The organism is Paraburkholderia franconis, assembly GCF_009362735.1.
GTDB lineage: Bacteria > Pseudomonadota > Gammaproteobacteria > Burkholderiales > Burkholderiaceae > Paraburkholderia > Paraburkholderia franconis.
This window is the reverse complement of the sequence record NZ_WHNP01000048.1, coordinates 17,639-36,609: the sequence shown is the minus strand read 5'-3', so window position 1 is coordinate 36,609 and position 18,971 is coordinate 17,639. Positions and strand designations below refer to the sequence as shown.

19 protein-coding genes are annotated in these 18,971 nt (G+C 65.5%); 7 read left to right on the top strand and 12 right to left on the bottom strand.

The genetic code is table 11. The annotated features are described in order from the left end of the window. Window positions 1–756 carry a CbtA family protein gene (locus GCT13_RS33695; RefSeq protein ID WP_152765836.1) on the top strand — a complete coding sequence of 252 codons (756 nt, stop codon included), beginning with the start codon at window positions 1–3 and terminating at the stop codon, window positions 754–756. Here the strand turns inward: GCT13_RS33695 and GCT13_RS33690 are convergent. After that, window positions 747–1,706 carry a LysR family transcriptional regulator gene (locus tag GCT13_RS33690; RefSeq protein ID WP_152765835.1) on the bottom strand — a complete coding sequence of 320 codons (960 nt, stop codon included), beginning with the start codon at window positions 1,704–1,706 and terminating at the stop codon, window positions 747–749. The two genes, GCT13_RS33695 and GCT13_RS33690, sit on opposite strands and share 10 nt — an antisense overlap. 112 nt (window positions 1,707–1,818) lie before the next feature. Between GCT13_RS33690 and GCT13_RS33685 the strand changes: the two genes are divergently transcribed. Beyond that, window positions 1,819–2,769: an AEC family transporter gene (locus tag GCT13_RS33685; RefSeq protein WP_152765834.1), complete on the top strand. Its 951-nt coding sequence runs from the start codon at window positions 1,819–1,821 to the stop codon at window positions 2,767–2,769. Between the two features lie 15 nt (window positions 2,770–2,784). Here the strand turns inward: GCT13_RS33685 and GCT13_RS33680 are convergent, their stop codons facing one another. Together GCT13_RS33680 and GCT13_RS33675 are read right to left on the bottom strand one after the other, a co-directional pair. After that, window positions 2,785–4,029: an NAD(P)/FAD-dependent oxidoreductase gene (locus GCT13_RS33680; protein WP_152765833.1), complete on the bottom strand. Its 1,245-nt coding sequence runs from the start codon at window positions 4,027–4,029 to the stop codon at window positions 2,785–2,787. A gap of 115 nt (window positions 4,030–4,144) precedes the next feature. Next, complete coding sequence (locus GCT13_RS33675) at window positions 4,145–4,921, bottom strand: ABC transporter substrate-binding protein (protein WP_152765830.1); 777 nt, start codon at window positions 4,919–4,921, stop codon at window positions 4,145–4,147. A 298-nt stretch (window positions 4,922–5,219) separates the two neighbouring features. Between GCT13_RS33675 and GCT13_RS33670 the strand changes: the two genes are divergently transcribed. The 3 genes from GCT13_RS33670 to GCT13_RS33660 all read left to right on the top strand — a co-directional run bounded on the left by GCT13_RS33670 (window position 5,220) and on the right by GCT13_RS33660 (window position 7,188). Then, window positions 5,220–6,185: an ornithine cyclodeaminase family protein gene (locus GCT13_RS33670; protein WP_152765827.1), complete on the top strand. Its 966-nt coding sequence runs from the start codon at window positions 5,220–5,222 to the stop codon at window positions 6,183–6,185. A gap of 104 nt (window positions 6,186–6,289) precedes the next feature. Further along, a complete protein-coding gene (locus tag GCT13_RS33665; protein WP_090865048.1) occupies window positions 6,290–6,934 on the top strand; it encodes a helix-turn-helix transcriptional regulator in 645 nt (214 codons plus the stop codon). 56 nt (window positions 6,935–6,990) lie between these two features. After that, window positions 6,991–7,188, top strand: a complete 198-nt coding sequence (locus tag GCT13_RS33660) for a DUF1653 domain-containing protein (protein WP_321574797.1) — start codon at window positions 6,991–6,993, stop codon at window positions 7,186–7,188. 69 nt (window positions 7,189–7,257) lie between these two features. On the opposite strand, the gene GCT13_RS33655 is transcribed toward GCT13_RS33660, so the two are convergent. The 3 genes from GCT13_RS33655 to GCT13_RS33645 all read right to left on the bottom strand — a co-directional run bounded on the left by GCT13_RS33655 (window position 7,258) and on the right by GCT13_RS33645 (window position 10,862). Continuing rightward, window positions 7,258–7,605 carry a 2Fe-2S iron-sulfur cluster-binding protein gene (locus GCT13_RS33655; RefSeq protein ID WP_152765825.1) on the bottom strand — a complete coding sequence of 116 codons (348 nt, stop codon included), beginning with the start codon at window positions 7,603–7,605 and terminating at the stop codon, window positions 7,258–7,260. Window positions 7,606–7,610: 5 nt separating this feature from the next. After that, window positions 7,611–8,747: a VIT1/CCC1 transporter family protein gene (locus tag GCT13_RS33650; protein WP_152765823.1), complete on the bottom strand. Its 1,137-nt coding sequence runs from the start codon at window positions 8,745–8,747 to the stop codon at window positions 7,611–7,613. Window positions 8,748–8,891: 144 nt separating this feature from the next. Further along, window positions 8,892–10,862: a sigma-54-dependent Fis family transcriptional regulator gene (locus GCT13_RS33645; protein WP_321574796.1), complete on the bottom strand. Its 1,971-nt coding sequence runs from the start codon at window positions 10,860–10,862 to the stop codon at window positions 8,892–8,894. 251 nt (window positions 10,863–11,113) lie between these two features. On the opposite strand from GCT13_RS33645, the gene GCT13_RS33640 reads away from it, so the two are divergent. Together GCT13_RS33640 and GCT13_RS33635 are read left to right on the top strand one after the other, a co-directional pair. After that, window positions 11,114–11,452: a DUF2964 domain-containing protein gene (locus GCT13_RS33640; protein WP_227747139.1), complete on the top strand. Its 339-nt coding sequence runs from the start codon at window positions 11,114–11,116 to the stop codon at window positions 11,450–11,452. Between the two features lie 310 nt (window positions 11,453–11,762). Next, window positions 11,763–12,053: a DUF1488 family protein gene (locus tag GCT13_RS33635; RefSeq protein WP_152765817.1), complete on the top strand. Its 291-nt coding sequence runs from the start codon at window positions 11,763–11,765 to the stop codon at window positions 12,051–12,053. A gap of 546 nt (window positions 12,054–12,599) precedes the next feature. Here the strand turns inward: GCT13_RS33635 and GCT13_RS33630 are convergent. From GCT13_RS33630 to GCT13_RS33605, 6 genes are all read right to left on the bottom strand, one after another. Beyond that, window positions 12,600–12,953 (bottom strand): hypothetical protein, encoded by a 354-nt coding sequence (locus tag GCT13_RS33630; RefSeq protein ID WP_152765814.1) that lies wholly within the window; start codon window positions 12,951–12,953, stop codon window positions 12,600–12,602. A 53-nt stretch (window positions 12,954–13,006) separates the two neighbouring features. Then, window positions 13,007–14,308, bottom strand: coding sequence for an NCS2 family permease (locus tag GCT13_RS33625; RefSeq protein WP_152765811.1), 1,302 nt, complete (start codon window positions 14,306–14,308; stop codon window positions 13,007–13,009). 530 nt (window positions 14,309–14,838) lie between these two features. Further along, entirely contained in the window at window positions 14,839–15,090 is a 252-nt protein-coding gene (locus tag GCT13_RS33620) for a DUF4148 domain-containing protein (protein ID WP_090865054.1), read from the bottom strand. Between the two features lie 97 nt (window positions 15,091–15,187). Beyond that, window positions 15,188–15,958, bottom strand: coding sequence for a slipin family protein (locus tag GCT13_RS33615; protein ID WP_152765808.1), 771 nt, complete (start codon window positions 15,956–15,958; stop codon window positions 15,188–15,190). A gap of 91 nt (window positions 15,959–16,049) precedes the next feature. Continuing rightward, the gene (locus tag GCT13_RS33610) at window positions 16,050–17,582 is read right to left on the bottom strand and encodes an NfeD family protein (RefSeq protein ID WP_152765806.1); all 1,533 of its coding nucleotides are present in this window, start codon (window positions 17,580–17,582) and stop codon (window positions 16,050–16,052) included. A 281-nt stretch (window positions 17,583–17,863) separates the two neighbouring features. Then, the gene (locus tag GCT13_RS33605) at window positions 17,864–18,931 is read right to left on the bottom strand and encodes an AraC family transcriptional regulator (RefSeq protein WP_152765803.1); all 1,068 of its coding nucleotides are present in this window, start codon (window positions 18,929–18,931) and stop codon (window positions 17,864–17,866) included. Window positions 18,932–18,971: the final 40 nt, after the last annotated feature.

The window sequence follows — 18,971 nt, the reverse complement described above, 5'->3', positions numbered from 1 at the left end:
ATGGTTGGGAAGCTGTTGATGCGAGGGATGCTCGCAGGCATCGTCGCGGGCCTGCTCACGTTCGCGTTCGCGCGCGTCGCGGGCGAGCCGCTGGTCGATACGGCGATCTCGCTCGAAGAAAAGATGCATGCGGCGCACGATCACGGCGACGGGCACGAAGAAGAACTCGTCAGCCGCGGCACGCAGGCGGGCCTCGGCTTGCTGACGGGCGTCGTCGCGTATGGGATGGCGTTCGGCGGGCTGTTCGCGCTGACCTTCGCGTATCTGCACGGCCGCGTGGGCAGACTCGGCGCGCGCGCGCTGTCGGCCTGGCTCGCGCTCGGCGCGTTCGTCGCCGTCGTGCTCGTGCCGACCATCAAGTATCCGGCGAATCCACCTTCCGTCGGCGACCCCGACACGATCGGCATGCGCACGGGGCTCTTCTTTCTGATGATCGTCACGTCGCTCGTCGTGATGGTGTTCGCGATGAAAGTCCGCAAGCATCTGTTGCCGCGGCTCGGGCAATGGAACGCGTCGATCGTCGGCGGCATCGCGTTCGTGGCGATCATCGCCGCGATCCAGATCGCGCTGCCGGCCGTCAACGAAGTGCCCGAAGCGTTCCCGGCCGTCGTGCTGTGGAAGTTCCGTATGACGGCGCTCGGCATGCAGGCGCTCATGTGGGCGACCATCGGCCTGCTGTTCGGCGCGCTGGTCGAGCGCCGCGAACGCATCGCGCGCGCGTCGGGCACGGAGGCACGCAAGTCGGCTTATCTGTAACGCGTCATCGCCGCGTCCGCGCACGAACGCGCGGGCGCGCGCCGTTGTTTTTTTCCGCTTCCTTTTCCGCTTCCCTTCCGCTCGACCGCCATCTCCAGAAACCGCGCAAGACACGGATTGCGGTTCGACCGCGACCACACGAGCAGCTGCGAAATCGTCGGCGCATCGGCGAGCGGTTTGAACACCACGCCCGGCAACTGCGCCTTGCGCATCGACTCGGGCACGAGCGCGATGCCCACGCCTTCGTCGACGAGACTCAGCACCGTCTGCTGCAACTGCACTTCGAAGCGCACATCGGGCGTGAAGCCGCCTTGCAGGCAATGATCGACGATGGTCGCGCGCAGGCTTGGCGCAACGGCTTCCGCCGCCATTACGAACGGCTCGCGCGCGAGCTGCGCGATCTTCAGATGCCGCGCGCGAGCGAGAGCATGATCGCGCGATAGCGCGACGCACAGCGGCTCGGTGAAGATCGTGCGCGTGTCGAGCCCTTTGTCGGGCGCGCCCGGAAACATGATCGCCGCATCGATTTGCGCGTTGAGCACCTGCGACGCGAGATCGTTCGACACGACTTCACGCAGATTGAGCGTCACGTCGGGATGCGCGCTGCCATAGGCGCGCGCATAGGCGGGCAGCACGCTGTACGCCGCGCACATCGTGAAGCCGATGGTCAACTGACCCATATCGCCGACGGACGCCGCGCGCGCATTCTTCGCGGCCTGTTCGATCGACGCGAGGATCGCTTTCGCGTCGGCATAAAAGCGCTCGCCCGCGGCCGTCAGCGTGACGCTGCGCGGATTGCGCTCGATCAGCGTCACGCCGAGCGACGCTTCCAGCGATGCCAGTTGCCGGCTCAGCGGCGGTTGCGACAGATGGAGACGGGCAGCCGCGCGGCCGAAGTGCAGCGTCTGCGCGAGCGTGACGAAATAGCGAAGTGGCTTGACGTCGAGCATGATGCAGAAAAGGTATCGTCGAGGGTTTCAATCAGTATTGGATTGTATCGGGGTAAACGGCTTACGCTTGCACGTCTCCGCTTTCGCACGTTTCCGCGCGCCGTCACTCTTCATGTTGTCCACGCTCGAAATCCTGCTGCCCGTGTTCGCGCTGATCTTCGCGGGCTTTTTTTGCCGCCGCCGTAATCTGCTGGGCCCGGCAGCCGCTTCCGAACTGAACCGCTTCGTCGTGTGGCTCGCGCTGCCCGCGCTGCTGTTCGACACGATGGCGCATTCGACGTGGCGGCAGCTCGATCAGCCCGCGTTCATCGCAACATTTTCGATTGCATGCGCGGGCGTGTTCGTTGTCGTGCTGATCGCGCGTCTTGCGAGCGGGCGGCATCTCGCGGATGCGAGCGTCGATGCGATCGCGGCGTCGTATCCGAATACGGGCTACATCGGCTTTCCGCTCGGGCTGCTCGCGTTCGGCAAGGCGAGTCTCACGCCGACGACGATCGCCACGATCCTCGTCGCATGCGTGCTGTTCGCGCTCGCGATCGTGCTGATCGAAGCCGGCTTGCAGACGGAGCGCACGCCGCACAAGCTCGGCGCGAAGGTGCTGTGGCGGCTCGTGAAGAATCCGCTGATTGCGTCGCCGATTGTCGGCGTGCTGGTCGCGAGCGCGGGCGTGAGCTTGCCGCAGAGCGCCGAGACGTTCCTCAAGCTGTTGAGCGGCGCCGCGAGTCCTTGCGCGCTGGTGAGCCTTGGGCTCTTCCTCGCGGAGAAGCGTCCGGCGGCGGAAGGCTCGTCCGGGTCCGTCACGTCGCTCGTGCTGACGGCCATCAAGCTGATCGCGCAGCCCGCGCTCGCATGGTGGATCGCCGCGCGTGTCTTTTCGCTGCCCGCGCCCATCGTCGATATGGCCGTGCTGCTCGCCGCGCTGCCGACGGGCACGGGCCCCTACATGCTCGCCGAGTTCTACCGGCGCGAGGCACAGATCACGTCGCAGACCATTCTGCTGTCGACACTGGGCTCGCTGGTTTCGTTGTCGCTGCTGCTGTTCTATCTGCGCGCGCCGGGTTGATGTGGCGCGCGAAGCCTAGCCGAAGCGTTCCGCGCGATAGGGCTTCGGATCGGTGAAGGGCGTCGCGCCCGTCATCATCTCCGCGAGCAGGCGGCCGGTGACGGGCCCGAGCGTGAGCCCGTGATGGTTGTGCCCGAACGCGAACCACAGGCCGCGATGGTGCGGCGCGGGGCCGATCACGGGGCGCATGTCCGGCGTGCAGGGCCGCATGCCGAGCCACGGCTTGTCGTCGACGCGTTCGCCCAGGCCGAACGTCGCGCGCGCGAGCGGCTCGACGCGTTCGAGCTGGATGCCCGTCGGCGGCGCGCCGCGCTGCGCGATCTCGACGCCCGTGGTCAGGCGCAGGCGGTTGCCTTCCATCGGCGCGACCACGTAGCCGCGTTCCGTATCGACGATGGGCACCGACAGCATCTGCCGCGCGGGACGATAGTGCATGTGATAGCCGCGCTTCGCGCGCAGCGGAATGCGATAGCCGAGCGGCCCGAACACGGTATCGGACCACGGCCCGAGCGCGAGCACGACTTCCTTCGCGCTGATCGTGCCGTGTTGCGTGTCGATGGTCCACGCATCGCCCGATGAACGCAACGTCGTCGCGTCGCCGGCGACGAACGTGCCGCCTTCTGCTTCGAAAAGCCGTGCATAGGCTTTGACGAGCGCGCCCGGATTCTTCACGCTCTTCGGGTCCTTCCAGTGCAGCGCGCCGCAAATGCCAACGCCTACGCCCGGCTCCTGTGCGTGCAGCGCGGCCGCGTCGAGCACGCTCACGCGCAGGCCGTGCTCGCGGATCGCGTCTTCCGACGCTCTGGCTTCGTGGTCGAATTCGGCGGGCGTGCGGAACGCCTCGATCCAGCCGCCGTCGTGCACCAGCTCACCGACGCCCGCGCGCGCGATCAGCCGGTCGTGTTCCTCGACGCATGCGCCGATCAGCGGCAGCATGTCGCGCGCGGCGCCCGCAAGCCGCTGCGGCGCCGATTCCCACCAGAAGCGCGCGAGCCACGTCGCGTACGAGGGCAGCGCCCTGTAGTCCCAATAGAGATCCGTTGACTGGTTGCGCGCGTAGCGCAGCAGCGTGCCGAGCTTGCGCGGAAAGCCGTACGGCACGATCGACGAACGCTCGATCAGCCCCGCGTTGCCGAAGCTCGTCTCTTCGCCGGGCGCGCGCCGGTCGACGAGCGCGACGCGCCGTCCGCGATCCTGCAGATGCAGTGCCGACGATACGCCGACAATCCCCGCTCCCAGCACGATGACGTCGAAATCCATAGCGTTCAGAGTGGTCTTTGATGTGACTTGTGGAGAAGCCCAAAGCGCAACGAGCGCGTGTCGCCACGCGCTCGCCTGTCGAAGCCGGATCGTCCGGCTTCGAACGGAAAGCGTATCACTTGGCGATGATGTCGCGCTTGAAGTATTTCTGCGAGAGCGCCGTCAGCGTGCCGTCCTTTTTCAGCGCATCGAGCGCGGCATCGACTTTCGCCTGCAACGCCTTGTCGCTTTTGCGCAGGCCGAAGCCCGTGCCTTCGCCGAGCGTCGACGGGTCTTTGAGTGGCTCGCCGACCATCTCGAAGCCCGCGCCCGCCGGCTTGCCCAGAAAGCCGTCCTGGGCCGTCTGCGCTTCCTGCACGGCGGCATCCAGCCGACCGGCGACGAGATCCGCATACACCTGGTCCTGATCCTGATACGACACGACCTGCACGCCCGCATTCGCCCAGTGCGCCTTGAGGAAGTCCTCCTGCGACGAGCCTTGCAGCACGCCGACGCGCTTGCCTTGCAGGCTCTTCACGTCGGGATGCAGGCTGGAACCGTGCTTCGCGATCATCACGATGGGTACGACATAGATGGGCGGCGTGAATGCGATGCTTTCCTTGCGCTTGGCCGTGATGTTCATCGCCGAATTGATCACGTCGAACTTGCGCGCCTGCAGCGCGGGAATCAGGCCGTCGAATGCATTCTCGACCCACACGCATTTCATTTTCAGCTTCGCGCAGACGGCGTTGCCGACATCGACATCGAAGCCTTCGAGCTGGCCCGATGCTGTCTTGCTTTCGAACGGAGGGTAGGCGGCTTCGATACCGAAGCGCAGCGTATCGGATTGCGCATGGGCGGCGCCTGCCGTCATAGCAAGGACGGCGGCGGCGAGGGAGAGCTTCAGGTTCATGACGGTTCCTGTCGTTGATGATCGGTGCGGACGCGGCAGGCGGCGCAGGTGAAATATAGACTGAAAGTCCAGTATGGACTATAGGGAATACGATAGTCCAGTGATCAAAAACGCTCGTTCACATCGCGCCGCGTCTTGCCGGAAGCGGGAGAGAGCCGTGCAAAGAGTCGTTGAGCGGGCCGATTGCGCTCGCCAAGCGGGTGTCTCGTCGTAGATTTTTTGTCCGGTTTTGGAAAGTCTCAAGTAGACTATAAGTCTACACTTGACGCATCACTCACCGCTGAAGGAGACAGACCCGATGATGACCGCCTTGCCACTTGCCGTCGACGATCAGGCCGTCCGCGAAGCGCTGCCCGCGCTCGACGTGCGCGGCGCGCTGACCGCGATGTTTCGCGCGCTGGCTTCCGCCGAGGCCGTTCAGCCGCCGCAGACGCTGACGCTGTTTCCGAACGGTACCGGCGATTTCATTACTTATCTGGGCGCGCTCGCCGATGCGAAAGTATTCGGCGCGAAGCTCTCGCCGTATATCGTCACGGGCGGCAAGCCGGTCATCACGGCGTGGACGGCGCTGATGTCGATGGAAACGGGCCAGCCGTTGATGTGGTGCGACGCGGGCCTGCTGACGACTGAACGCACGGCGGGCACAACGGCGCTCGCCGTCGACCGGCTCGCGCGCGCGGATGCGACGCGGCTGGCGATCGTCGGTGCGGGCGCTGTCGCGCTCGCGCATCTGCGGCATGTCGCGCCGCTGCGCGCGTGGAAGTCGATTCGCGTCTGGTCGCCCGGTCTCGCGAGCGACGACGCGAAGCGCGCTGCGTTCAAGGCCGCCGACGCGCGCGCGCTCGCAAGCACGAGCATCGAAGACTGTGTGAAGGATGCGGATGTCGTGATGCTGTGCACGTCGTCGGGCACGCCCGTTCTGCCGCTCGACGCATTGACGAAGTCCGCGCTGATCACGTCGATCAGCACGAACGCCGCGAATGCGCATGAAATCGACCCGGCGTGGCTGCCCGAGATGGACGTGTACTGCGACTATCGCGCGACGACGCCCGGCAGCGCGGGCGAAATGAAACTCGCCGCGCAGCACGGCTGGTCGGCGGACAGGCTGAAGGGCGATCTGCCGTCGCTCGTTGCGGGCACTTGCGCAAAGCCAGGGTACGAGCGGCACGCGTTCTTCCGCTCGATCGGCCTGGGCCTCGAAGACGTCGCGATCGCCAGCGAGCTTTACCGTCATCTGACGCGCGATCGGGCGCACGCACAATAGCTACAATGTCGATCAGCCGCCGCTGCGCGCCGTTGTTCCGTCAGGCACGCGCGGCATCACGAGGAACGCCGCAGAGACACTGCGAACACTGCCACTGCCCGCCGATGCGCAAGAAGAAAACGTCTCCCGTCAAGGACCTGCTGCTGACCCGCTATGCGCCGATCGCGGACGGCATCGCCGCGCTGTTTTTCCCGTATGCGGAAGTCGTGATCCACGATCTGCACGACCAGACGGTGCTGTATCTCGCGAACAATCTGTCGAAGCGGGAGATCGGCGACGATTCCGCACTTGAGGAGATCGACCATTCGGCGCGCGAGCGCGTGATCGGCCCGTACGAAAAGCTCAATTGGGACGGCCGCCGCATGCGCTGCGTGAGCAACATCCTGTTCGACGACAACGGGCAGCCGGCGGGCATGATGTGCATCAATTTCAACATCGCCGTGTTCGAAGACGTGCGCTCGACGCTCGATCTGTTCATCAAGGGCGCGGGCGTCGTCGCGCAGCCGGAAGAACTGTTCCGCGACGACTGGCAGGAGCGCATCAACACGTTCCTGCATGGATGGCTGCGCGAGCGGCAGATCGGCCTGAACGGCCTCACGCGCGAGCACCGGCGCGAGCTGGTCGAAGCGCTGTATGCGGAAGGCGCGTTTCGCGGCAAGAGCTCGGCCAACTACGTCGCGAACGTGCTTGGCATGGGGCGTGCAACGGTTTATAAGCATCTGAAGCAGATGAAAGAGGGCGCGAGCTGACGGCTGTTGCGGCGCGCGCTGCCTGATCCGTTCCAGACACCTTCGAGGACACGACCGTGACCGTGCGTTATCGACACTACAAAGGCGGTATTTACGAATTCATCTGCGAGGCGACGCTCGAATCGGACCCGAGCGTTACGATGATCGTCTATCGCGCCGAAAACGGCACGATCTGGACGCGTCCGTCGTCGGTGTTCTTCGAGATGATCGAGCACGAAGGCGACAAGGTTCCGAGGTTTTCGCCGATCAACTAGGGGTTTTGGCTTACGGCCCGGTTGCAGAGGTGCCGCGCGCTCGAGTTCGATCGCGCCGATGCGGACCTGTCAGCGCGGCGCGTGCGTCGGCAGATCGACAGCATCGGGCGCTTCGATCACGAGATCGCTCTGCGCGATGGCGACGCACGGCAGGATGTAGCCCTCCGCCTTTTCTTCGATGCTCACGCCCGGCCACTCGACCGTGTAGCGCACGCGGCCCGACGTCATCTTGCACAGGCAGGTCCGGCACGTGCCGTTGCGGCACATACGCGGCAGATAGAGATTCGCGAAGCCCGCCGCCTCGAGCACGGTCAGCGATTCGGGCGCGTCGAACGTGCGGCCGAGCGGCTCGACGCGCACGTCGAAGGTCTGTTCGTGTTCTTGCGGCCCGCTGCGGGACAGTTCTTCGCTCGCCATCGTGCTCACGAAATCGACACACCCAAGAGCCGCCCGACGCCGAACGTAAAGGCCGCCGCGATGAGCCCGATCACGATCTGACGGAACGCCGAGAACGCGGCGCTGCGTCCATTGAACAGCGACGTGAAGACGCCGACGGCCGCGAGCCCGAAGGCGCTCAGCGCGACGCACTGCAAGATGGCCGGCGTGCCGCGCGCCCACAGGAAGGGCATCGCTGGAAAAATCGCGCCGAGCGAGAACAGGCAGAACGACACGCCTGCCGCCGTCCATGGGTTGCCGCCCAGTTCCGCCGGATCGAGGCCCAGTTCTTCGCGCGTCAGCGTATCGAGCGCCTTGTTCCGGTCGCGCATCACCTGTTCGGCGACGCGTTTCGCTTCGCTCGCGTCGATCCCTTTCGACTGAAAGATCAGCGCCAGCTCGCGCTGTTCGGCTTCCGGCGTGTGCTCGATTTCGTCCGCTTCTTTCGCGATCTGCGTGCGCGCCAGCTCGCGTGCGTTCGTCACCGATAGCCACTCGCCGAGCGCCATCGAGCACGCGCCCGCGATCAGCCCGGCGAGCCCCGTCAGCAGGATCGCCTTGTTGCCCGTGCCCGCGCCCGCGACGCCCATGATCAGGCAGAAGTTCGACACGAGGCCGTCGTTCGCGCCGAGCACGGCCGCGCGCAGATCGTTGCCCGATGTCACGTTCTTGTGCCACGACTCGGCGGCGGCAATCTGTGCGCCTATGGACGGCGGCTGCTCATTCCCTTTGACGTCCGCGACCATCTGCTGCATCACGGCTGCGTGATGCTGTTCGTCTTTCGACAGCTGGACGGCGTCGGGCTGGTTCGCGTATTTGTCGCGGTCCGCATATTCGGCGGCGGCGAGCGACGGCAGCACGTAGTTCGGTCCGAGCGTGTGGATCAGGCCGCGCATCAGATGCGTCTTGATGCTGTGCCGGTGCGGCGGCACGCGCACGCCGTTCGCATGCAGCTTGTCGGCCCATACGTTCGCATGCACGCGCTCGGCGCTCGCGAGCTGGCTGAACAGCGTGCGGCGCCGCGGATCTTTTTCGACGCGCGACAGCGTCTCGTACAGCGCGGCGCTGTCGAGCTCGTCGGCGAGGTTCGTGCGATAGCGTTTGAGTTCGTGCCGGGAGGCCATCGATCGAGGCGCGGTCTGGGCCGGGCATTCGTGGGGTCAGGACGAAGCTTAACGCAGCGCGGGCCGTTGCGCTGTTTCAGGAGGCAGGAGGCAATGCGCCTCATGCCCATCCGCGAAGAACGAGAGGGCGATGCCCTCCGCGCGTCAATGCGTGGTGCGCATCCGCATGTAGCGATAGATCGTGTTGCGCGCGAGCCCCAGTTCGCGCGCCGCCGCCGAGATGTTGCCGTTGTTGCGCGCGAGCGTCTGCTCGATCAGCGTCGCTTGCCATTCTTCCATGCGCGCGGGGCGCAGCGGGGCACGCGAATCTGCGACGGGCGTGGCATCGGCGTGCGGAGGCTCGCTGCGTTCGGGGCCGTCGTGCGATTCTGGCTCGCAGTCGTGCAGAAAGTCGTCGGGCAGATGCTCGACGCCGATCTCGTCCGCGCCCTCGGCCATGACGACGGCCGTGCGCAGCACGTTCGCGAGTTGCCGCAGATTGCCCGGCCAGCGGCAGCGCGTGAAGATCGCGAGCACGTCGGCCGACACGCGCGCCGGCATCCGCCCGCTGTCGGGCTCCTCGCTGTGCAGCCGCGCGAGAATCCGCTCGACGAGCACAGGCAGATCGCTGCGCGCGGCGAGCGCGGGCAACGTGACGACGAGACCGTTGATCCGGTAATACAGGTCTTCGCGGAATGTCCCTTCCTCGATCATCGCGCGCGGATTGCGGTGCGTCGCGCAGACGATGCGCACGTCGACGGGAATCGCGCGCGTGCCGCCCAACGGCACGACGGAGCGCTCCTGCAGCACGCGCATCAGGCGCACCTGCTGCGCGAGCGGCATGTCGCCGATTTCGTCGAGAAAGAGCGTGCCGCCGTCCGCCTGCACGATCTTGCCGACGCTGCCGCGCTTTTTCGCGCCCGTGAACGCTCCGTCCTCATAGCCGAACAGTTCCGCTTCGATCAGCGTGTCGGGCAGCGACGCGCAGTTGACGGCGACGAACGGCGCATCGCGGCGCGGCGACTCCTCGTGCATCGCGCGCGCGAGCCACTCCTTGCCCGTCCCCGTCTTGCCGAGCACGAGCAGCGGAATGTCGCGGCCGCGCACCTTCGCGACGCGCTGGAGCACGGCGGCCATCTGCGCGTCGCCTGTATCCAGCGTCGCAAACGTGATGGCGGCGGCGCGCGCTCTGGCCGCCTGCGATGCGGCCGATGATTGCGCGGCCGTCCGCGGGCTTCCTGCATCGGCGGAAAACACGGGACGCGCCGCGTATTCGGCTCGCGCCACCACGCGCACGCCGCTCGGCAGCACGAGCGTCAGGCACTCGCCCGGCGCGCGCGACGCCTGCTGGAGCGCAGCCGGAAAGGCCGTGCCGAACAGCGCCTCGAAAGGCTGCGCGAGCAGCGTATCGAGCGGCCGCCCGAACTGGAACAGCGCGCTGCGGTTCGCGGACAGCAGCGTGCCGTCGATGCCGAACGCGGCGAGCCCTTCGAACAGCGTGCCGATGAATTCGCTGCGCGCATGAAAGCGCACGCGCATGGCTTCGGCGAACTGGTTCGCGAACAGATGGTTTTCGATGATCTGCGCCGACATGCGCACGAGCGCGAGCGTGTGCTTGTGAAAGCCGCGCGTGTCGCCACTGACGTCGAGCGCGCCGATCGTGCGGCCATACGGATCGGCGATGGGCGCGCACGAGCAGGTCAGGATGCGGTTCGCCTGCAGAAAATGCTCGCCTCCGTGGACGACGGTCGGCTGGCTGTCGACGAGCGCCGTGCCGATCGCGTTGGTGCCGCGATCCGCTTCCGCCCACGACACACCCGGGCACAACGCGACGCGCTTCGCTTTCTCGACGAAATCGCTGTCGCCGAGACTGTGCAGGATCACGCCGTTGCTGTCGGTGAGCAGCACCATGCTTTGGGTATCGACGATTTGCGCGTGCAGCGTTTCCATCACGGGCAGCGCGTGCGCATACAGCGAGCGGTTGCATTCAACGAGATCGCGCAGCGCGAGCCGCTCCAGCGGATGAAAGTCGGGTGCCTCGGAAGCGCGCAGGCCGAAATCGCGCGAGCGCGCGTGAGCTTGCGCGATCACGTCGGCGCGACCCGCGGCGGGCGGCGTGACGGAACGTTGGGTCACTGCTTGTCTCCGTTGTTGTGCGCGTCTTGCACGCTGTGCTTTCGCGCTGACGGGCGCGGCGCTTGCGCGTGCTTTATACATGCGATTGCGCGAGCCGGCGATGTGACGCGATACAGCACTGCGTATGCAGTATCGGCGCATCTGCTGCAACCGCGCGTGCGCGCCGACGCATGCCGGTTCATCTTACAGGAGGACGCACGGCGCGTGTTTCGCTTGCCTTCCTGCGCAGAAGTGCAATCATCGTAAATGGCATGCGTTCGCGCCGCGTGCCGCACGGGGCTATCAACGATCGCCCCGGCCAGCGCCAGTTCGAGGAGAACGTCATGGTGCGCATGGAGTTGAGAGTCGTCCTCGCCACGCTTGCGATCTTCATCGCGCTAGGGGGCATCGGGTTGTCGATCCATGGTTCGCTGTACTACCTGGATCGCGAGGTCTGGACGGGCGTGATCGCGATTGCGATCGGCATCGTCGGCTGCGTCACGATGCTCACGCTGTGGCCGCGCGATCTGCCGGGCAAGACGCCGCCCGATCATCCCGCCGACGACAGCGGGCCGCACGAACACCATCATCATCTGCCGAGCCAGTTCTAGCGCGTATTTGCGCTGCAGTGCCGCATTGCCCAGGGTTTGTGCGCAGGGACTTTCCCTCGGTTCGCATAGCCCATCGAGCGTACCGTCGAGCCGATCAAATGCCGGTTCGCGGTGCGTGGCGGCGCCATGCTGGCGTGTGGCGTAACAAAACTTGCGGGCGGCCGCAGGTCGTCTACAGTGTTGAGATCAACTGGGGCGCGCGCGATAACGGCGTGCGTTCCTGATTGACAGCCCGCGCTGCGATCCATAACGGAGGCATGAACAGGGGCACGCGCGGCCCTCGGCGATGTCGTCCATCCAAGGTGTTCCCATGCAGATCATTTTCCCGAAAGAAGCCCCTGAGTACTCGGGGCGCGAGCTGACACTGGCGTTTCCGGCTATGGTCGATGGGCAAAGGGTGGAATGCATGATTACCGCCGAGGCGCTCGAAGACCATTTCGGCGCGGCCTCGCCGCGTATCGAAGACATGATCGGCGCGTTCTCGACGCACCGCGATCGCATCGAAGCGGCCACGCGACGTTTGTTGTCCGAGACGGGCGCGCAGTGTGTCGTGTTGCGTAGCGGGTATGTTCGCTTTTACGAAGCGAATTGGCGGAATTAGAGCAGCGGCGCTGCGGGCTTTTTTCGTTTTGTGTCTGCGACGCTCCTTTGGTTTGCCTTTGTTTTCGCTGGCATTCGCGATTGCGTGGGTATTTCAGCGTGCCGCTGGCATCCGCGACTGCGTGGCTATTTCCGCGTGCCGCTGGCATCCGCGACTGCGCCTTGCGGCGCGGGCGTTGCCCCTGTGCGGGGCGGCACCTACTCTTCTTTGCCGCGGCAAAGAAGAGTAGGCAGAAGAAAGCCGCTCACACCGCCAGTGCTTGACATCTACCCACGGGCTCTCAGCGTCCCCATCGTTCATGCGGCAGCGTGATATCTCATGCGCATTGCCAGCGCGTTTATTCGAGGCCTCACCTGCTTCATGCACCTGCATCGCGGCCCGCGACATCGAACATTCCCGCGCCCCTTTGCGGCAAACTGTGTGTAGGCATTCGCACCACACAGGACACCCGCGCTACGCGATACGCCGCATCGTGCGGGCGGCGTCCTGTACGACACAGCAATCCACATTCACTACCGACATGCGGCGCTGAAGCGTTCGATGCCCTTAGCTGTACCGCGCGTGCATGAAGCGGGTGAGACGTTTAGCCAGAATGTTGGCAACGAACATAAGCCAGCACACTGCAGCGCGAAGCATGGGGACGTTGAGAGCTCGTGGGTAAAGGTCAAGGATTGGCGGTGTGAACCCGCTTTCTTTGCTTACTTTCTTTGCGGCGGCAAAGAAAGTGAGTGCCGCCCCGCACAGGGGCAACGCCCGCGCCGCGAGGCGCATCGCGGATGCCAGCGGCACGCGGAAATAGCCACGCAATCGCGGATGCCAGCGGCACGCGGAAATAGCCACGCAATCGCGGATGCCAGCGGCACGCTGAAATCGCAACGCAATCGCGAATGCCAGCGGCAAGCCAAAATAACCGCAGACCCAACCCCATCAAACAGCACGCGCCAGCGTCGACCCTACTCCGATCCCAGATAAAAAAACCGGAACAAAAACACAGCCGCGATAATCCACACGACGAGCTTCACCTGACGCGCCTGGCCCGTCAGCAGCTTGAGCCCCGCATACGAAATGAAGCCGAACGCGACGCCGTTCGCAATCGAGTACGTGAACGGCATCAGCAGCGCGGTGAGTGCGGCGGGCACGACTTCCGTCGCGTCGTCCCAGGGCAGGTCGGCCATTTCGCGCAGCATCAGACACGACACGTAGAGCAGCGCCGGCGCCGTCGCGTAACCCGGCACGACGCCCGCGATCGGCGCGAAGAAGAGCGCGAGCAGGAACAGCACGGCGACCGTGATCGCCGTCACGCCCGTGCGGCCGCCGGCCTGCACGCCCGATGCGCTTTCGATGTAAGCCGTCGTCGACGACGTGCCCAGCATCGAGCCCGCCAGGATGGCCGCGCTGTCTGCCATCAGCGCGCGGTTCAGGCGGTGCATCTTGCCGTGCACGAGCAGCCCCGCGCGATTCGCGACGCCCATCAGCGTGCCCGTCGCGTCGAACAGCTCGACGAGGAAGAACACCAGAATCACGTTGAGCACGCCCGTCGACAGCGCGGCCTTGATGTCGAGCTGGAAGAGCGTCGGCGAGATCGACGGCGGCGTCGATACGATGCCGTGAAACTCGTTGCCGCCGAAGAAGAAGCTCAGGATCGTCACGCCGACGATGCCGATCAGAATCGAGCCGCGCACGCGCAGATGGTCGAGCGTGACGATCGCAAAGAAGCCGATGATCGCGAGCACCACGTGCGGATCGTGCAGGTTGCCGAGCGTCACGAGCGTCGCCGGATTGCCCGTCACGATGCCCGCCGTCTTCAGCGAAATGATCGCGAGAAAGAGACCGATGCCGCCTGTGATCGCGATGCGGATCGAATGCGGAATGCCCGTGACGATCACTTCGCGCACCCGGAAGAGCGTGACGATCAGGAACAGGCACCCCGAGATGAACACGGCGCCGAGCGCGGCCTGCCACGAGAAGCCCATGCCCTTGACGACCGTATACGCGAAGTACGCATTGAGACCCATGCCGGGCGCGCAGGCGATCGGGTAGTTCGCATAGAGGCCCATGATCAGCGACGCGAGCGCCGCGACGAGGCAGGTCGCGACGAACACGGAGTCTTTCGGCATGCCCGCGTCGCCGAGGATCGCCGGATTGACGAAGATGATGTAGGCCATTGTGAGGAACGTGGTGATGCCTGCCAGCACTTCCACGCGCAGGTTCGTGCCTGCTTCGTCAAAGCCGAAATACCGTTTTACGGAGTCCATGAGCCGAGTCTCTCGTCGTGTGAAATGTCGTTCGTAACTGCTTGTCGTACCGCTTCGATTTCCGCTTCTTTTCACGCTCTTTTCAGCCGACCGACGGCGTCGTGCACAGGCACGACCGCGGCTCCAGGGGGAGCCGACGTATCCGGGCCGTCGGGCCGCCACGGGCGGATTTAATCACGATTGGTGCGCCATTGCCGCATTGGCGGCGCGCACGCGCTGAGCGCATGCAACACTCGCGGCGTGAGCGTGCGGCATGCCCGCCCCAGTCCGCTTCGCGGCCAGCAATGCTCAAAGGTGACTTTCTGTAGCGAAGGGGCGTGATGATACCTGACGCGGCGCGTCAGGTCGGATTACAAGGGAATCGCAGCAAGGGAAGGGGGAATGAACGTCCACGGCATGTTGCGCCGGGCGTTGCGCATCGTGGCATCGACAATGGGGATGTCACGGTGCAACGCGTGGCATGCGTCGCCGAAGACGCGCCACGCATCGCATCCGGTTGTCGCGCACTAGCGCTGTAACTACTGCTGTATTTACTGCTGCACGCCTTGTGCCTGCGCGCGGCGTTGAGCGACGATGCGTCCCGCCGCGATCGCATTGGACGGATAGTTGATCCAGTCGAGCGGATCGTAGCCGGCATTGCGCCATTCGATCAGATCGGCTTTGACTTCAGCGCGCGTCTTGGGCTTGTTCTGGTCATAGACACGCGATGTTTGTGCGAGCGCGGACGACACGCATACCGCGCCGACGAGCGCACCCAGAACCATACGAGGAATCAGCTTCATGGCAGGGCCTGAAAAGTTAGGATGACCTGTTTATTTTAGGTTCTGCATCCCCGATAGGTAAGTTTCGCAAGTGAAATGAACCGTTGCATGCCTTGAGTCAATGGGACGGCTTGCCCATCCGGTCGAGCACGGCCGTCAACAGATCGACGGGCAGCGGAAACACGATGGTCGAATTCTTGTCGGCGGCGATCGTCGTCAGCGTCTGCAAGTAGCGCAGCTGCATCGCCTGCGGTTGTCGCGCAAGCATCTGTGCGGCCTGCAGCAACTTCTCCGATGCCTGCAACTCGCCCTCGGCATGGATGACCTTCGCGCGCCGTTCGCGTTCGGCTTCCGCCTGGCGCGCAATCGCGCGGATCATCGTCTCGTTGATGTCCACGTGCTTGATCTCGACGTTCGATACCTTGATGCCCCACGCATCCGTCTGCGCATCGAGCACGCGCTGGATGTCGGTGTTCAGCTGCTCGCGCTCGGACAGCAGCTCGTCGAGATCATGCTTGCCGAGCACGGCGCGCAGCGTGGTCTGCGATAGCTGGCTGGTCGCCTCGAAGTAGCGCGCGACCTGGATCACCGCGCGCTCCGGATCGACGACGCGAAAGTACACGACGGCATTCACCTTGACCGACACGTTGTCGCGCGTGATCACGTCTTGCGGCGGCACGTCGAACACGACGGTGCGCAGATCCATGCGCACGACCTGCTGCACGACAGGAATGATCAGCACGAGGCCCGGACCCTTGACCTTCCAGAAGCGTCCGAGCATGAACACGACGCCGCGTTCGTACTCGCGAAAGATGCGTACCGACGAGGCAATCAGCACGATTGCGAGCAGGATCAGGATGCTGCCGAAGCCGAAGGTGAAACCGATCATGTGCGTTCTCCTTTTTGTCGACCAGAGCGGGCGCTCGAGCTGTCGGCTGGAGTTAGCGCTTTAGCACTTACTCCAGCCCCATGCAGAGCACTTACCCGGGTCCCATGCGAGACGATTGCGGTTGAGGGATATCGCCAGCGGGGACGACAGTGAGCGTGAGACCGCGCCGCCCGGTGACGCGCACGGCGTTGCCCGCCGCAAGCGGCGCGGTGCTGCTTACGCGCCAGCGCTCGCCATGCACGCGCGCCCAGCCGACGCGCTCGGGCTCGCCGTGCAACAGGCTGTCTCTTGACGATTCCGTCCTTGCGTCCGTTTCGCCGACGGCGACAAGGCCATCGTCGAGCACCACGCCGACGCTGCCGATGATCGCCTCCGCGCCCGTCACGACGGGCCGCCGCCGCGCGCGCAGCACCATCCCCGAGACGCCGAAGATGAAGAGCACGCTGAACACCACGACGGCGGCGATCATCGGCAGCGGAATGCCGTAGCCGGGCAGGTCGGTGTCGATCAGCATCAGAGCGCCGATCACGAAGGCGATGATGCCGCCGAAGCCGAGCGTGCCGAAGGTCGGCAGAAACGCTTCGGCGATCAGGAACGCGAGGCCGAGGAAGATCAGGCTCAGGCCGACGTAGTTGACGGGCAGCAGTTGCAGCGCGAAGAGGCCGAGCAGCAGGCTGATGGCGCCCGCCACGCCCGGCAGCACGAAGCCCGGATTCGAGAATTCGAAGAAGAGGCCATACATGCCGATCATCAGCAAGATCAAGGCCACGTTGGGATCGGTGATGACGGCGAGGAAGCGGCTGCGCCAGTCCGGCTGGAGCGTGACGATGGGCGCATGAGCCGTCGACAGGCGCTTGGCGCCCGCGGACGTCTCGTACGTGCGGCCGTCCACCTGCTTCATCAGATCGGGGATGTCGCGCGCAATGAAGTCGACTACTTTCTGGTCGAGCGCGTCGTGCGCCGACAGGCTCACCGCTTCGCGCACCGCGCGCTCGGCCCATTCCACGTTGCGGCCGCGCAATTGCGCGAGCCCGCGGATATAGGCTTCGGCGTCGTGAAGCTGCTTGCGCAGTTCCGTCGACTGGCTGTCGAGCGCAAGCGCGCCCGGCGCGGCGCCGTCGCTCGCGGCGCTCGCGCCGGAAGCGGGCTTTTCGCCTGGCATGGCGGGTGTCTGTCCCGGCTTCGGCGCTTCCTGTCCGCCGATCCCCAACTGCACCGGCGACGCGGCGCCGAGATTGGTGCCCGGCGCCATCGCCGCGATGTGGCTCGCATACGTGATATAGGTGCCCGCGCTCGCGGCGCGCGCGCCGCCCGGCGCGATATACGTCGCGACGGGCACAGGCGAAGCGAGAATCGCCTTGATGATCTGCCGCATCGACGTATCGAGGCCGCCCGGCGTATCGAGTTGCAGGATCGCGAGTTGCGCGTGGTCGTCGGCGGCGCGGGAAAGTCCACGCACGATGAAGTCGGCGGTCGCGGGGCCGATCGCGCCCGCGACGGGAATCACGAACACGCTGCCGGGCGTGACGGCTGCTTGCGCGGCATCGGCCGGTCGGACGAGCGATACGGCGGCGCAGAACGCGAGCGCGAGCAGGGCGATCCGGCGCGCCAGCGTGCGGCACATGCGACACACAGCGCGACGGGCGATGCAATATGCAACGCGGCATCCGACGGAACCGGCAAAACGCGATGCGACGCTCGGGCCGCAAGCCAATGCTGCGCATGCGGCGGCCGCCGTCGAGGCGCCGTACGCCGTGCCTTGCGCGAGGCGCGCGCGGATCGGCGCGCGCCATGAACCCGCTTGCCGGGACGGGAGAAGCCGGTACGTTCTCATTGTCGGCGGCCGGCGCGCCGCGACGTATGTCGTGCAGCGCCCCGGCCTGAAAGGGCTGGCCTGTCTTAAGCTTAGTCGGATTCCGCCCGTTCCGCCCGACGGGACATACCCGCGTTCGCGGCCTGGGCGAGCGCGTTCGCCGCGCGGTAATCGGCGGGCCGCATCCCCGTCCATTTGCGAAACGCGCGGTGAAACGCGCTCGGCTCCGCAAACCCGAGCGTCGCGGCGATCTCGGCGATTGGCTGCCCGCCGCGCTGCAAAGCCGCGATTGCGATGTCGCGCCGCAGGTCGTCCTTGATCGACTGATACGTATAGCCTTCCTGCTTCAGATGCCGCCGCATCGTCGCCTCGGCGAGATTCAGCCGCTGCGCCACTTCACCCGAGCCCGGCCACGCGGACATCGGCAGCGCGCGCAGCGTCTTGCGCACCCGCGCCGCGAGCGAGCCGGGATTGCGGTACTTGATGATGAAGCTCGCGGGCGCGTCGCGCAGGAACGGCTTAACGGACTTCGTCGTCTGCACGACGGGCAGTTCGAGGAAGTCCGGCGCGAGATCGACATACGACTCGCCTTGTTCGAACGCGAGGTCGTCGCAGAACATCAGACGGTATTCGTGGGCGGCGGGCGGCTCCGCGCAGCGAAAGCGCGCCTCGATCAGCGGGATGCGCCGCCCGACCAGCCAGCACACGAGGCCGTAGACGAGAATGAAGTACGTTGCATACGCAAACATGGCGGGCTGCGGCGCGCCGTCGCGATGGACGAACGCGAGGCGCACGCGGTCGTCGTGCTTGCTGATCTGCGCGGACAGGTCGTCGAGCACAAGCCGCATGAAGCCAACGGCGCGCGTGAGCGCCTGGCCGCCGCTGCGGGCCGTCAGCGCCATTTGCGTCATCGCGATGAAGCTGCCGCTTTTCATCGCGTGCGTGTCCTGGCCGAAGAATTCATCGTCGAGCGCGCGGGCAATGTTGGCCCACAGCGCGCCGTATTGCGCGGGCGTCACGCGGCTTTTCGCGCTCGCGAGCATCTGCGGCGCGATGCCCGCCGCCTCGACGATCGGCAACACATCGAGTCCGCGCGCGCGAGCGAGCGCCAGCGTCTCTTCGACGAGGCTCACGGAGATCGTGCCTCTTTCTGCTTTCATCCCGTCATGGGTCCTTGCGTAGCCTGGAGGGGGGTGTTTC